At 66.7% G+C, this 14816-nt stretch carries 16 protein-coding genes and 1 pseudogene; 16 read left to right on the forward strand and 1 reads right to left on the reverse strand.

Going from position 1 to position 14816, the window contains the following annotated elements; genetic code table 11:
• Positions 1-50 precede the first annotated feature (50 nt).
• From rpsL to ACFW3F_RS11940, 8 genes and pseudogenes are all read left to right on the forward strand, one after another.
• The gene (gene rpsL, locus ACFW3F_RS11905; RefSeq protein WP_004020596.1) at positions 51-422 is read left to right on the forward strand and encodes a 30S ribosomal protein S12; all 372 of its coding nucleotides are present in this window, start codon (positions 51-53) and stop codon (positions 420-422) included.
• Positions 423-428: 6 nt separating this feature from the next.
• Entirely contained in the window at positions 429-899 is a 471-nt protein-coding gene (gene rpsG / locus ACFW3F_RS11910; protein ID WP_388057497.1) for a 30S ribosomal protein S7, read from the forward strand.
• Positions 900-988: 89 nt separating this feature from the next.
• Positions 989-3094, forward strand: coding sequence for an elongation factor G (fusA, locus tag ACFW3F_RS11915; protein ID WP_388057499.1), 2106 nt, complete (start codon positions 989-991; stop codon positions 3092-3094).
• Positions 3095-3199: 105 nt separating this feature from the next.
• Positions 3200-4390, forward strand: coding sequence for an elongation factor Tu (gene tuf / locus ACFW3F_RS11920; protein WP_388057501.1), 1191 nt, complete (start codon positions 3200-3202; stop codon positions 4388-4390).
• A gap of 521 nt (positions 4391-4911) precedes the next feature.
• Positions 4912-5805 (forward strand): SHOCT domain-containing protein, encoded by an 894-nt coding sequence (locus tag ACFW3F_RS11925; protein WP_388057502.1) that lies wholly within the window; start codon positions 4912-4914, stop codon positions 5803-5805.
• Between the two features lie 199 nt (positions 5806-6004).
• Positions 6005-6928: an alpha/beta hydrolase gene (locus tag ACFW3F_RS11930; RefSeq protein ID WP_388057504.1), complete on the forward strand. Its 924-nt coding sequence runs from the start codon at positions 6005-6007 to the stop codon at positions 6926-6928.
• 82 nt (positions 6929-7010) lie between these two features.
• Positions 7011-7757: an alpha/beta fold hydrolase gene (locus tag ACFW3F_RS11935; RefSeq protein ID WP_388057506.1), complete on the forward strand. Its 747-nt coding sequence runs from the start codon at positions 7011-7013 to the stop codon at positions 7755-7757.
• A gap of 262 nt (positions 7758-8019) precedes the next feature.
• Positions 8020-8145 (forward strand): annotated as a pseudogene (locus ACFW3F_RS11940) (HNH endonuclease); the annotation flags it as partial.
• A 207-nt stretch (positions 8146-8352) separates the two neighbouring features.
• On the opposite strand, the gene ACFW3F_RS11945 reads toward ACFW3F_RS11940, so the two are convergent.
• Positions 8353-9291, reverse strand: a complete 939-nt coding sequence (locus tag ACFW3F_RS11945; RefSeq protein WP_388057508.1) for an oxygenase MpaB family protein — start codon at positions 9289-9291, stop codon at positions 8353-8355.
• Between the two features lie 82 nt (positions 9292-9373).
• On the opposite strand from ACFW3F_RS11945, the gene ACFW3F_RS11950 reads away from it, so the two are divergent.
• From ACFW3F_RS11950 to ACFW3F_RS11985, 8 genes are all read left to right on the forward strand, one after another.
• Complete coding sequence (locus ACFW3F_RS11950; protein WP_388057510.1) at positions 9374-10387, forward strand: o-succinylbenzoate synthase; 1014 nt, start codon at positions 9374-9376, stop codon at positions 10385-10387.
• Positions 10388-10497: 110 nt separating this feature from the next.
• On the forward strand, positions 10498-10734 hold the full coding sequence (locus ACFW3F_RS11955; protein ID WP_388057512.1) for a hypothetical protein: 237 nt from the start codon (positions 10498-10500) through the stop codon (positions 10732-10734).
• On the forward strand, positions 10731-11363 hold the full coding sequence (locus tag ACFW3F_RS11960) for a TetR/AcrR family transcriptional regulator (protein ID WP_388057514.1): 633 nt from the start codon (positions 10731-10733) through the stop codon (positions 11361-11363). Before ACFW3F_RS11955 ends, ACFW3F_RS11960 begins: the two co-directional genes overlap by 4 nt.
• Positions 11364-11442: 79 nt before the next feature.
• Entirely contained in the window at positions 11443-12372 is a 930-nt protein-coding gene (locus ACFW3F_RS11965; RefSeq protein WP_388057516.1) for an SDR family oxidoreductase, read from the forward strand.
• Entirely contained in the window at positions 12369-12992 is a 624-nt protein-coding gene (locus ACFW3F_RS11970; RefSeq protein ID WP_388057518.1) for a hypothetical protein, read from the forward strand. The genes ACFW3F_RS11965 and ACFW3F_RS11970 overlap by 4 nt, the downstream gene beginning before the upstream one ends.
• Complete coding sequence (locus ACFW3F_RS11975) at positions 12989-13522, forward strand: hypothetical protein (protein ID WP_388057520.1); 534 nt, start codon at positions 12989-12991, stop codon at positions 13520-13522. The genes ACFW3F_RS11970 and ACFW3F_RS11975 overlap by 4 nt, the downstream gene beginning before the upstream one ends.
• Positions 13523-13550: 28 nt before the next feature.
• On the forward strand, positions 13551-14189 hold the full coding sequence (locus tag ACFW3F_RS11980; protein WP_388057522.1) for a hypothetical protein: 639 nt from the start codon (positions 13551-13553) through the stop codon (positions 14187-14189).
• Positions 14186-14764, forward strand: coding sequence for a hypothetical protein (locus tag ACFW3F_RS11985; protein WP_388057524.1), 579 nt, complete (start codon positions 14186-14188; stop codon positions 14762-14764). The genes ACFW3F_RS11980 and ACFW3F_RS11985 overlap by 4 nt, the downstream gene beginning before the upstream one ends.
• Positions 14765-14816: the final 52 nt, after the last annotated feature.

Raw genomic sequence — 14816 nt, forward strand, 5'->3', positions numbered from 1 at the left:
CTTGCCCGGAGCACCAACCACGACAGACAACAAAGAGGAATGAACACCTAGTGCCAACGATCAACCAGCTGGTCCGCAAGGGCCGTCATGACAAGGCCGCCAAGACCAAGACCGCGGCTCTCAAGGGGAGCCCGCAGCGTCGTGGCGTGTGCACCCGCGTCTACACCACCACCCCCAAGAAGCCGAACTCGGCGCTGCGCAAGGTCGCTCGTGTGCGCCTGACCAGCTCGGTCGAGGTCACCGCCTACATCCCCGGTGAGGGCCACAACCTGCAGGAGCACTCGATGGTGCTCGTCCGCGGCGGTCGTGTGAAGGACCTCCCGGGTGTGCGCTACAAGATCATCCGCGGCTCGCTCGACACCCAGGGTGTCAAGGACCGCAAGCAGGCCCGTAGCCGCTACGGCGCGAAGAAGGGGAACTGATAAGTCATGCCACGTAAAGGACCCGCTCCCAAGCGCCCCCTCATCAACGACCCCGTCTACGGTTCGCCGGTCGTGACCCAGCTGGTCAACAAGATCCTGCTGGACGGCAAGAAGTCGACCGCCGAGCGCATCGTCTACGGCGCACTCGAGCAGGCTCGCGAGAAGACCGGCACCGATCCGGTCGTCACCCTCAAGCGCGCCCTCGACAACGTCAAGCCCACCCTCGAGGTGAAGAGCCGCCGCGTCGGCGGTGCCACCTACCAGGTGCCGATCGAGGTCAAGCCGGGCCGCGCCAACACCCTCGCGCTCCGTTGGCTGGTGAGCTTCAGCCGCCAGCGTCGTGAGAAGACCATGGTCGAGCGTCTCGCCAACGAGCTGCTCGACGCCTCCAACGGTCTCGGCGCTTCGGTGAAGCGCCGTGAGGACACCCACAAGATGGCCGAGGCCAACCGGGCGTTCGCGCACTACCGCTGGTGACACTCACCGGCCGCGGCGGCCTGTTCCGGGACGCCGCGGCCGGTCACACCACAGACCCGACAGCACTAGCGAAAATGCGAGGCGAATAAGTGGCACAGGAAGTGCTCAGCGACCTGAACAAGGTGCGCAACATCGGCATCATGGCCCACATCGATGCCGGCAAGACCACCGCCACCGAGCGAATCCTCTTCTACACCGGTGTGAACTACAAGATCGGTGAAACCCACGACGGTGCCTCGACCACCGACTGGATGGAGCAGGAGAAGGAGCGGGGGATCACCATCACCTCCGCGGCGGTGACGTGTTTCTGGAACAAGAACCAGATCAACATCATCGACACCCCCGGCCACGTCGACTTCACCGTCGAGGTTGAGCGCAGCCTCCGCGTGCTCGACGGCGCGGTCGCCGTGTTCGACGGCAAGGAAGGCGTCGAGCCGCAGTCCGAGCAGGTCTGGCGTCAGGCGGAGAAGTACGACGTCCCGCGTATCTGCTTCGTCAACAAGATGGACAAGCTCGGTGCCGACTTCTTCTTCACCGTGCGCACCATCGAGGAGCGTCTCGGCGCCAAGCCGCTGGTCCTCCAGCTGCCGATCGGTGCCGAGGACAACTTCGACGGCGTCGTCGACCTGATCGAGCAGAAGGCCATCACCTGGCGCGGAACCGTCGAGATCGGCGCCGAGCCGACCATCGAGGAGATCCCCGCCGATCTGGCCGACCAGGCTGCGGAATACCGCGAGAAGCTCCTCGAGACGGTCGCCGAGACCGACGAGGCGCTGCTCGAGAAGTACTTCGGCGGCGAAGGGCTGACCACCGAGGAGATCAAGGGCGCGATCCGCAAGCTCACGATCGCCCGCGAGTTCTACCCGGTGATCTGTGGTTCGGCGTTCAAGAACAAGGGCGTGCAGCCCATGCTCGACGCGATCATCGACTACCTGCCGTCCCCGCTGGACGTGCCGTCGGTCGAGGGTCACGCCGTGGGCGACGAGGAGGAGACCCTCTCGCGTAAGCCGTCTGCGGACGAGCCGTTCTCGGCTCTCGCGTTCAAGATCGCGGCACACCCGTTCTTCGGCAAGCTGACCTTCGTGCGCGTCTACTCGGGCCACATCACGGCGGGCACCCAGGTGCTCAACGCGACCAAGGGCAAGAAAGAGCGCATCGGCAAGCTGTTCCAGATGCACGCCAACAAGGAAATGCCGGTCGAGGACGCCACCGCGGGTCACATCTACGCGATGATCGGCCTCAAGGACACCACCACCGGTGACACCCTCTGCGATTCGGCCAATCCGATCGTGCTCGAGTCCATGAGCTTCCCGGACCCGGTCATCAACGTCTCGATCGAGCCGAAGACCAAGTCCGACCAGGAGAAGCTGGGCACCGCGATCCAGAAGCTCGCCGAAGAGGATCCCACCTTCTCGGTGAAGCTCGACGAGGAGACCGGCCAGACCGTCATCGGCGGTATGGGCGAGCTCCACCTCGACATCCTGGTCGACCGCATGAAGCGTGAGTTCAAGGTCGAGGCGAACGTGGGCAAGCCCCAGGTCGCCTACCGCGAGACCATCCGCAAGACGGTCGAGAAGCACGAGTTCACCCACAAGAAGCAGACCGGTGGGTCGGGACAGTTCGCCAAGGTCATCGTCAAGCTCGAGCCCCTCGTGGACGCCGAGGACGGCGCGACCTACGAGTTCGCGAACGCCGTCACCGGTGGTCGCGTGCCGCGCGAGTACATCCCGTCGGTGGATGCCGGCGCCCAGGACGCCATGCAGTACGGTGTCCTCGCCGGTTACCCGCTGGTGAACTTGAAGTTCACTCTCCTCGACGGTCAGTACCACGACGTCGACTCCTCGGAGATGGCGTTCAAGATCGCCGGCTCGCAGGCCCTGAAGGAAGCTGCGCGGATGGCCAGTCCGGTCATCCTCGAGCCCATCATGGCCGTCGAGGTCACGACTCCCGAGGACTACATGGGTGACGTGATCGGCGACCTGAACTCCCGCCGTGGCCAGATCCAGGCCATGGAGGAGCGCAGTGGTGCGCGTGTCGTGAAGGCACAGGTGCCGCTGTCGGAGATGTTCGGCTACATCGGAGACCTTCGGTCGAAGACCCAGGGCCGGGCAAACTACTCCATGGTGTTCGACTCGTACGCGGAGGTTCCCGCGAACGTGTCGAAGGAAATCATCGCGAAGGCCACCGGCGAGTAAATCCGGTCCTAGCGACATGCGCCGACCAGTTCTGCGCACCAACGTAAAAAGAAAACCCCTGCTGGGATCCGCCCAGTAGAGCAACAAGTCCAGGAGGACAATCAAGTGGCGAAGGCGAAGTTCGAGCGGACCAAGCCGCACGTGAACATCGGCACCATCGGTCACGTCGACCACGGCAAGACCACGCTGACCGCGGCCATCACCAAGGTGCTGCACGACAAGTACCCGAACCTCAACAAGAGCTTCGCGTTCGATCAGATCGACAAGGCTCCCGAGGAAAAAGCCCGCGGTATCACGATCAACATCTCGCACGTCGAGTACGAGACCGAGAAGCGTCACTACGCCCACGTCGACGCCCCCGGTCACGCCGACTACATCAAGAACATGATCACCGGTGCTGCCCAGATGGACGGCGCGATCCTCGTGGTCGCCGCCACCGACGGCCCGATGCCGCAGACCCGCGAGCACGTGCTGCTGGCCCGCCAGGTCGGTGTGCCCTACATCCTGGTCGCCCTGAACAAGGCCGACATGGTCGACGACGACGAGATCATCGAGCTCGTCGAGATGGAGGTCCGCGAACTGCTGGCCGCCCAGGAGTTCGACGAGGAAGCACCGGTCGTCAAGGTCTCGGCTCTCAAGGCGCTCGAGGGTGACCCCGAGTGGACCAAGTCGGTCGAAGAGCTCATGGCTGCCGTCGACGAGTCGATCCCGGATCCGGTCCGCGAGACCGAGAAGCCGTTCCTCATGCCCGTCGAGGACGTCTTCACCATCACCGGCCGCGGCACCGTGGTGACCGGTCGTGTGGAGCGTGGCGAGGTCAACGTGAACGAGGAAGTCGAGATCGTCGGCATCCGCGAGAAGAGCACCAAGACCACCGTCACCGGTATCGAGATGTTCCACAAGCTCCTCGATTCCGCACAGGCAGGCGACAACGCCGGTCTGCTGCTCCGCGGCCTCAAGCGTGAGGACGTCGAGCGCGGTCAGGTCATCGTGAAGCCGGGCACCACGACCCCGCACACCGAGTTCGAGGGTCAGGCCTACATCCTGTCCAAGGACGAGGGCGGCCGTCACACCCCGTTCTTCAACAACTACCGTCCGCAGTTCTACTTCCGTACCACGGACGTGACCGGCGTCGTGACCCTCCCCGAGGGCACCGAGATGGTCATGCCGGGCGACAACACCGAGATGAGCGTCAAGCTCATCCAGCCGGTCGCCATGGACGAGGGCCTGCGTTTCGCCATCCGCGAGGGTGGCCGCACCGTCGGTGCGGGTCGAGTCACCAAGATCACCAAGTGACGATTTCCCCCGCCCGATCTGGTTGCGCGAGAGCGCTGTCGGTCGGGCGGGGGCCTGCGTCACGGATCACCAAGTGACGATTTCCCCCGCCCGATCTGGTTGCGCGAGAGCGCTGTCGGTCGGGCGGGGGCCTGCGTCACGGATCACCAAGTGATCTCGTTTTGACTCACTGACTCTCTGAGTCGAAGGCGCCCGGTCACGAAAGTGACCGGGCGCCTTTGTCGTCCGCAGCGTCCCCGGGGTAGACCTGGGCCAGGTGGTGTGTGGCTGACCCCGGCCCCGCTTCTCGGCCGAGTTCACCCCGATGGCCAGGGGCTGGGAGAGGTTCTTGGCGACGTATCCGCCGTCCTGCCACCACGCCGCGCTCCAGAGGTTGAGTTGGGATCCGTTCCACAGGTACGGGCAATCGATACCCCGAATCCGGCACGGTGTCCTCCCCCGTGCGCGGACGTGTCGTTCCAAGGCGCGACACCTCGACCGTTCGGCTTCCCCCTTCGAGAGTCCGCGAATACAGTTCGCGCATGACCATGTTCGGAGAGTCGGGGACCGGGCCTCGTGTTCCTGCCCATGTGTGGAGTGCCCTCGGCACATTCGCGTTCGTCATGCTGTGCGGGATCGTCGGACCCATCTTCCTCGTCGCCTACTTCGTGATCGACGCACCCGAAACCGAGTGGATGCTGTGGACCGGGATCGGCGTCACCGTCCTCGATGTGGTTCTCGGCGTGGCGATCGCGTGGTTCAACTACCGGGGCGGCGCCAAACTGGAACGCCTGCGCGCGGCCGGGGTACTGGGCATCGCCGAGATCACCTCGATCGGTCAGACCGGGGTGGAGATCAACGACCAGCCGATGATGAAGCTGGGGTTGCGGATACTCGCCGATGGCCTGGCCCCGTTCGAGGTCTCGACCCGCAAGGTCGTGCCGCACTACCAGCAACCGTTGCTTGCTGCTCGACGCCTGGCCGTCATGGTCGACCCGAACTCGCAGGACTTCGAGATCGATTGGCAGGCAACCGCGTTGCTTGCCGGGACGGTGCCGGCCCGGTTCACCTCCGAGGAGGACGGGCGTACCTACGATCTCACCGGACAGGCAGAGCCGCTGGGTGAGATCCTGCAGATCCTGGGACGGCACGGGGTGGCGGGCAGCGGCGTCATCGATCTGCGCTCGAATCCGCAGGCGCGCGCAGAGGTCATGGATGTCGTGCGCGGCTGGGCCGGCGTCCGGGCCGATTCGGCGAGCCACTCCCGGACGGACTCGCCGTTTCTCGAAAAGCCGGGCGATGCGTCCGGCCGGGCGGCCGATGCCGGCCGCTCGGCGGCGGATCGGCTCACCTCGCTGGACGAACTGCGCCGAACCGGAGCGATCACCGAGGAGGAGTACACGCGGGCGCGTCAGCGCATCGTCGACGATCTCTGAAGGTGCGCGTAGCTTCTGGAGAGTGACGAATTATTTGTCACATCAGCAACTTGAATCACTTTAGCCACAGTGGTCACCGGTAGGTATCGATGTCGACGCCCTGTGGTCACAGCTGTGGCATCGCGAATCGTCGCCGAATTACTGTTCGTCAGTGCAGTTCTCACTACGGCCTCGTCGGCTCGCGCGTCGACGACGAGCCATGGCTCTGGGTTTGGCGGTCCTCGCCGTCGTCGGCGTGATCACCATCGGCTCGGGCAACGCATCTGCCGCCGCGACGTTCGGTCGGTTCCACGTGAGCGGCTGCGGCATGCCGAGCACGCCGGTGGACATGTGGACCCGCTGGGGCAACTACAAGACCGTGATCGCACTCGACGGTCTCCGAGCGACCAGCGACATCAGCGGCTGGCGTCGAGACACGCGCGTCCACCGCATCGCCGACTCCGGCGTCAACGTGATCCAGCCCGTCGGGGGCCTCGCGAGCTTCTACACCGACTGGGAAGCGGCGAGCCCGGCCAACAAGGTCGACTATCGCTATCGCTGGACGTGCCGACTCAACACGATCGTGCGCGAGCTCGACGCACGCGGCCTCGCCGTGGGGGCACTGGGCAAGTACGCCATCATGGGCATCTCCATGGGTGGCAACGCCGCGATGGTCTACGGCGCATACCACCGCCAGCGGATCTCGCATGTGTTCTCGATGTCCGGGTACCTCAACCTTTCCGCGCCCACCATGCGGGAGGCCGTTCGGCTCGCGCTGATCGACGCCGGGATCGGTGCGGGCGTCGGCCCGTTCAACGCCGACGCCATGTGGGGCCCGCCCTGGAGCGACCGGTGGACGCGCAACGATGCGCTGGTCCAACTGCCCCGGATGCGCGGGATGAAGATCCGCATCGGTTCGGGATCGGCGACGTGGGGTCCGCACAACGCCGATGCCGTCGCCTCGGTCAAGGGCACTCCCCTGGAGGTGGTGTCGCTGGCGCAGACCCGGTCGTTCGAGGTCGCGGCCGCGCTGCAGGGGATCCCGGTCACGACGGACTTCCCCTCGGTCGGGACACATAGCTGGGGGTATTGGGAGGACATGGTGTGGCGCGCCAAGAGCAGCGGCTGGTTCCGCGACCGGTGAGGACCGACCCGTGTGGCGGGCCGCATGCGGGGACGTGGGCCGTGACGGCGCCCGTACCCTCGGCGCTCGTAAGCTGACGGGCATGCGTGTCCTACGGCGAAGCGACGATCCCGATCTCGCGGTCCGAGTCGCCGGCGAGGCAGATCGCGGCGTGCCCGTCGTCCTCATACACGGCATGGCCTCGGACCATTCGACCTGGCGTCGGCTCGCGGCAGCACTCCGCGAGCGCGGGCGCGCGGTGATCAGCGTGGACCTGCGCGGACACGGCCGCAGCGGCCGAGCTCGAGACATCTACCGGCTCGACGACTTCCGCGACGACCTGGTCTACGTCCTCGACGCCCTCGGGATCTCGGTCGCCGACGTGGTCGGTCACTCTCTCGGTGCTCACACCGCGCTGCGGTTCGCCATGCTCGAGCCGTCCCGTGTCCGGCGGCTGGTCCTCGAAGAGGTGCCGCCGATGCCCCGCGACGAGGCCGACCTGTCGGAGGGAATCGCCGTGCGCGCCACCCTGGGGGAGCAGGTCCGAGGATTGATCGCGCTGGCGCGCAACCCCTTTCCGATCATCCGCTACGACGGCCGGATGGGCGATCAGATCGTCGCCGAGTTCGACATCTGCGCACCGCACTGGTGGTCTGAACTGCCGGAGGTGCAGGCCGCCACCATGGTCATCTCCGGTGGGGAGAAGAGTTTCCTGCCGCCGCGTCACCTGCAGACCCTCAGTGACGCCCTGCCCGACTCGCGGTTCGTCACGATCGAGGCGGGGCACAGCGTCCACCGTGACCGCGCCGCGGAGTTCGTCACCCATGTCGACGGGTTCCTCGGGCACTGACCCGGCCTCGTTCGCCAACCCGGAAGAACTGCACATTCCTGCTCCCTGAACCGAAAGAAGCAACCCACCCCTGCTCCCAGAGGAGCGCCCAGAGCTTGCGGAGGGCGCATCACGAAGGGTCCGGTGACAGAGTCAGCGAAACCCTTCGTGGCTCGTCGCTTTCGCTCCTCGCACCTCAGGGACCAGGGGTTATGCGGTTCTTTCGGCTCAGGGACCAGGGGTTAAGTGCCTCTTTCGGTATAGGGGCCGGTGGTTCACCGCGTCGGTCACAACAGCACGAAGGCTGTCATGCGATGGCGGTGTGGCCGCGATCGTCCTCGACAACGTAGGCGTGCCGTTGCGGATGGGCACCACGAAACGGTTGTTCCCGCATCATCTGCGCCAGGCGAGCAAACGACGCCCTCGTCTAACCGCGCCCGCCCACCAGACCCTCCGGCGTCGACTCCGCCGTCACACGATCTTTGACGACTCCACAGTGTGACACCGGATCCCGGCGGGAGGGGCCTTCGGTTCCCGGCTCCTCGAGTAGCAAGAGTATTGCGGTCCTCACGGGTCAGGGAGCAGACGAGGGTTGCTGACCATGCCCCGTGGTGCGCTATCGCGCGGGCTTGTTGTGCAACGGTCGCGGGTCGATCCCGACCTTGCGCCACGCATCGTATGCCCACGGGACGTAGAGATACTGGAGCGGCAGCTTGTTGATCAGCGGATTCGCTGCGCGCATGAGCGCGGCAAATCTCTGGAAGTTCTTCTCGCGCCTGTCGTTCCACTCCAGGTCGCAGACGTCGCGCATCTGCTGGGGAAGCGTTCCGACGACGACCGTGCGGATGAAGGCGTTCAACGGGGCCGACAGGACTTTCCACACGGGCGCCGGGATCTTCGTGGGTCGTGGGAGTCCCTGCCGGATGTAGCCGGTGGCGTAGACGATCGTCTTGTGCGGCACGAACCGGTCCAGCATGTCGTCCCAATACTGGACGAACTCCTCGTAGGTCTGCGGCTGTCCGCGCTCGCTGACCCCGTAGAGCTGATACCAGGTCTTGCTCTCCTCGAAGATCTGCACCTTCTCGGCGTAGGACAGGCGGCGGATGAAGGTGTCGGTGATGTAGAGGACCTGATCGACGAAGGTCGCGTGCGCCCAGTAGAACAGTTCCGGATTGAGCGCGTGGTAGCGCGATCCGTCGCTGATGGTGCCTTTGATGTCCTTGTGGAAGTCGCGCACTGTGCGCCCCCACTTCTCCGGTTCGGTGCTGTACACCGTGCGCATGACCGGCGGTCCGGTGCGCTTGGCGCGACCGAGGAAGTCGTTGAAGATCACCGAGTGGTCGAGAACGGCCTGCCCCAGCTGTTCGATGCAGTTCTCCGTGCCGGCCAGGCGCTGGAAGCCGAGCAACCCTCGGTTGTCGCCGTAGAACTTCCACACGAGCGAATCGGCGCCTAGGCGAGGCGACACGATCTCGCCCGCGGTGTCCGGAGTGTCGTCGACGATCATCGGCTCCGCCTCGCGGATGCCGGCGTCGAATCCCTGGTTGACTGACATGGCGGCGAGAATATCGCACCTGGAACAAACTGGGAAGGTTGTTCCAATGAAGTGAGTGATCCGCGCATGGAGAGGGAGTCGGATGGTCGGCGCGCGACGGGACCGGGGGCGGCAGGACTGGGCCCTTCCCGAGATCGAGGACATCCTGGAATCCGCGGTCGCGGTGCGGTTGCCGATGCGCACCAGGTTCCGTGGCCTCACCGCGCGAGAGACGATGATCTTCGTCGGTCCCGCCGGGTGGGGCGAGTTCGGGCCGTTCGTCGAATACGACGATCCGGAGGCGTCGTCGTGGTTGCGGGCCGGTATCGAGGCAGCGTGGATCGGGCCCCCGGCCGCCGTCCGCGACCATGTGCCGGTCAATGCGACGGTGCCCGCCATTCCCGCCGACGAGGTCGCCGAGCTGCTGAAGCGTTACCCCGGCGCGGGTACCGCGAAGGTGAAGGTCGCAGAACCCGGGCAGACGCTCGACGACGACGTCGCGCGGGTCGCAGCCACGCGGGAGGTCATCGGCCGGGTGCGTGTCGATGCGAACGGGGGATGGACTGTCGAGGAGGCCATCGCCGCCCTGCGTGCCATCGGCGAGGTGGAGTATGCCGAGCAGCCGTGTCGCACAGTCGAGGAACTCGCCGCTGTACGCCGGGCGGTCGGAGTGCCGATCGCCGCCGACGAGTCGATCAGGAAAGCCGACGACCCGTATCGCGTGGTTGCTGCCGACGCCGCGGATGTCGCGGTGGTCAAGGTCGCACCGCTCGGGGGCATGCGCGCGACCCTCGACCTCGCCGACGATCTCGGACTCGACATCGTGGTGTCGAGTGCCCTTGACAGCGCGATCGGCATGGCGGCGGGGGTCGCCGGCGCCGCAGCCCTGCCGCGCCTGGACCTCGCATGTGGGCTCGGTACCGGATCATTGCTCACCGCGGACGTCGCTGCGTCGTTCGAGGTGGTCGACGGCGCCGTCGCAACGAAGTGGTTCGGTCCCGACGCCACTGTCGGCACGGCCGGACTCGCTGTTGGGCCCGAACGGCAGCGCTGGTGGCGCGAGCGTCTGCGGCGGTGCCATCGACTGCTGGGTACGGACTCCGGACATGTGCGATGAGCGCGCGGTAGAAACGCTTTTTCCAATCTGTCTCATCATGGTCTAGGATGCGATGTGGGTCACACCGCGGACCTCGTAGGACCAAGGATTCGGGCAAGAGGGAGGCGATCATGGCTTCGGTTCTGGCGACCTCGCCGGTGCAGGCCGATCTGTTCGACATCCGGTCCTCGAACCGCGACGGGATTCCGATGGACGAGGGCCGGGCTCTCGGGGGACGCATACGCAGAAGCGCTGGGCTGTATTTTGACCAGATGGAGATCTCGACGATCATGCATCAACGCCTGGACGGCAACCAGTGCGCGGAACCCGCGGAGGGCCGTCTCCCCGTCATTCTCCGGCGGCGATGACCGTGGCAGATACCGGAACCAAGGCCGACAGCAGGGCCAGGACATCGACACGCAAGGTCCGTAACACCGCCAGTCCCGCCGACCAGGAAGCGGCGATCCTCGCCGCCGCCGGGGCGGAGTTCGCCGAGGTGGGTGTCCGCCGCGCCAACATCGACGAGGTCGCCGCACGGGCGGGCGTGAGCCGCAGCACGCTGTACCGGCGCTTCCCGAACAAGGACGCGCTGCTGTACGCGGTGGCCAACGACGCCTACGAGACCGGCATGCAGAAGCTCGAGGCCTCGGTGAAGGGCCTCGGCCCCAAGGCTGCTCTGGTGGAGGCGTTCGCGGTCGGCGCCGAGTGGATCAACTCCGACCCCTTGCTGAGCCGCATCGTCCTCACCGACTCCGAGATCAAGAGCGTCACCGCGAGGATGACGTCGTTGTTCATCGACATGGTCACCGACCGGGTTGCCGCGACACTCCGCGACGAGGGTGCGCAGATGCCCGTCGAAGATCTCCTGCAAGCCGTGGAAGTCCATGTGCGGCTGGTGATCTCGCTACTCGAGACGCCGCCGTCGGACCCCTCCCGCAACGAACCCCAACACGTCCGGGACTTCGCATCGAAGTTCCTCGCACCGATGATCTGGTGAACCCCTGCCGGAGGTGAACGGTTCGGTCCGCTTCGCTCCGCGCCGCTCGATACCGCTCGCATCCACCGAAGGAGATCCAATGAGTCTGCGCGACAGGCTGTCCCGCACCCCCGACCACAACGCCATCCGGGCCGCGTTACGGGACAAGGTCGTGGTCATCACCGGTGGCGCACGCGGCATCGGATTCGAGACTGCGACGCAGCTGTTCGATGCCGGAGCCAAGGTCGCCATCGGAGATGTGGACTCAGAGGCCGTGGGCAAGGCCGCCGCCGACCTCGGCATCGAGGGCATCGAGGTCGACGTGACCAAGCGGGAGTCGTTCGACGCGTTCCTGACCGAGGTCGAGTCGCGGCTGGGACCGATCGACGTGCTCGTGAACAACGCCGGGATCATGCCGGTCGGTCCGTTCCTGTCTTACGACGACACGATCATCCGCCGGACCTATGAGATCGACGTCCTCGGCGTGATCATCGGCTGCCAAGAGGCGGCTCGCCGGATGGCGCCCCGCCGGGCCGGTCACATCGTGAACATCGCGTCGACGGCCGGACGTATTCCGACGCCCGGCCTCACCATCTACAACGGCGCGAAGGCGGCCGTGATCGAGTTCTCCGAGGCGCTCGGCGCCGAACTCGAACCGCAGGGAGTCGCCGTCAGCGCCGTGCTCCCGACCTTCACGCGCACCGCACTGATCTCGGGCCTGCAGACCAACAAGTTCATCCAGACCGTCGAGCCCGACGAGGTGGCCGCGATCGTCGTGCAGACGATCGCGCGACCGGTGACCCGCGTCTATGCGCCCCGCTCGATGCGATGGGCCGAGTCGAGCTCGCTCTTCCCGCAGGCGATGAAGCGGTTGTCGCGCAAGATGACCAAGCTGGACTCGATCTTCATGAGTCCCGATCAGCAAGCGCGCGCCGCCTACTCCAGCCGGATCCGTGGTGAGAACGTCGAGACCAGGTCGCCGGGTGCGAGCCTGACACAGCCCGAGGAGAGGACGCCCCTGTCGTCGTGAACGGGGAGGGCACGGCCGATCGGACGATCGCCTCGTCCGGGTCGCGCGAGATCGCTGCCGATCGCCAGGCGAGACGCGAACTGCGCGAGGCGCTGGACGAACTGCACAGGCTCGAGGTCGACGCCGGACTCCGGCGTCGGTCCCCTCGGGATCGGTGGGTCGTCGCGATTCTCGTCCTCGTCGTTGCGCTGGTGCTCGCCGCGATCTCGGTGACCGCGTGGGCACGCGAGCGCGCGCAGTACTCCGACGCCGAACTCCAGAGGGCGGCGGCCGAACGGGTCGAGGTGCTCATCGCGCCGGACAGTCGCGACGACCGGCGTGCCCAGCGGATCCTCGGTGACGCCACGGGCGCCTTCTACGACGAGTTCGCCCAATCAGCGGACAGTTACTCAGAATTCGTCCGTGCCAACGGCACGGTCGCGAGGTCCTCGGTCGACGGCACCGGGATATCCGTCCGCGACGGCGACACCGCCACGGTCCTCGTCGCGGCCACCGTCGTGTTCGTGGGCGAGGGTGCCTCGGATGAGGGTGACGCCGAGACGCGCAGGTTCCGGCTCCGGGTGCTCGTCACGCCGGATGCGGGCAGGCTGAAACTCGGGGCGGTGCAATACCTTCCATGACATCGAAAACCAAATCCGAAGTGGCGGCGACGAGACGGGTGACGCCGCGGCCCGTCACCTCGCGAGCTGCCGCTGTCCGCATCGCGGTCGCGGTGATCGCCCTGGTCACGACCCTCGTCGTGGTGCTCGCGCTGTGGAATTCCCAGCGTGCGGGCGCCGAGGTGGCGGCGAGCCGCGACCAGCTGCGGACCCAGGCCGGCGCGATCGTCTCCGACGTCTTCTCCGTCGATTCGGGCCGGTGGCAGCAGGACCGGGCTCGGGCCCGAGCCCTGGTCGCCGACGACTTCACCGACAGCTACGGTGCGCAGCTGGATCGGCCACCACCCGAGGGGACGTCGGCGGTGACGTGGCGACCCGAGATCGTCAGCATCGTCGCGGCCGACACCGCCGAGGGTGAGGCGTTGCTGCGGGTCGCGGTGACCGTGCGTCCGGCCGCGCAGCCGGCGACGACGGTGCGGCGCTCGGTCCTCGCCCGGTTCGTACGATCTGGCGATGCGTGGCTCCTCGCGGCGGCGGACGTGATCGGATGATCACCCGCCAGGGCCCACGGGGGCGACGGTGAACGAGACCGGCGGCACGAGAATCGAACTCGCCCGCGAACGGGTCGACGCGGCGACGAAGCGGGCGCGCGCCGCCCGGATCGCCGCGGCCGCACCGCTGCGTGCGCGCGCGTCGCGACGGACACGCCTGCTGCGGAGGGCTCTCGTTGGGGTGGCGGTCACCGTGGTCGTCCTGATCGCGGCGGCGGGCGTCCTGAGCTGGCAGATCCGCGGGCAGCATGCGGAGACAGATCTGGCCGACGACGTGCTCGCGTCTGCGCGTGCGGCCGTCACCGTGATGCTGACCGCCGATCCAGCAGATCCGGACGGCTATGTGGCCGCCGTCGCCGGGGTGAGCACCGGACCACAGCGGATGCGGGTCGAGCAGGCTCGCGAGGCTCTGATCGCCGAGGTGGGCGGGCAGGCGGGCTCGAGTGTCGGGCAGGTGGTCTCGGCGGGACTCGTCACCGACCCGACCTCCGATGACGTCGGGAGCAGCGTCGACGTGCTCGTCGTCGCCGATGCGACGAATCCGGCGCTCCTGGGGGAGCCGGGGGACGGATCGGAGATCGATACCACCGGTGCACGGATCACGGCCTTGGTCACGATGACGCAGACCGAAGGCGGCTGGAAGATCGCCGGAGCGAGACGTCCATGACCGCCGTCGAGGACCGGGAGCTGTTACCGGCACGCCCGACCCGACGCCGGCGCACCCGTATGCGCCTGGTCGTCGCCGCGGTGGTTCTGCTGCTCGTGGTCGCGGTGCTCGCGGGCGCGGCTGCTCTGCGTCCCGGTTCTGACCCGACCGACGCTCAACGTTCCGAGATCCTGGCAGCTGCGACGGCGGCCGTCGGTGCGGTTTCGACGTACTCGCCGAACGACCCGGCCGACCGCCGTCGTGCGACCGATGAGTTGCTCACCGACCCCCTCCGGCTGGAGTACCGCAACCGCGGAGCCGATGTGGTGATTCCTGGCGTCCGGGCGTCGGCACTCTCGGTGACGGGTGAGGTCGTCGGTGCCGGCGTGCACGAGCTCGAGTCGGACCGGGCGCGGGTTCTGGTGTTCGTGAACGAGGTCATCTCGACCACCGAGCCCGCAGAACCTACGGACATTAGGCAACCGGTCGGCGGGAATCCTACCGAGACCCCTACCGCGCAGTGGGCACTTATGCGTAAGGTCGACGGGAATTGGCTGCTGTCCGACCTGCAACCGGTCGGCGATGTGACCCGTTGAGACACGAGTTGTCCCGGGGCGGTCCGCGCGACCGCCCGGCGCACCTGGGTGT

The sequence above is a fragment of the Gordonia sp. NPDC058843 genome, assembly GCF_042743165.1.
Lineage (GTDB): Bacteria > Actinomycetota > Actinomycetes > Mycobacteriales > Mycobacteriaceae > Gordonia.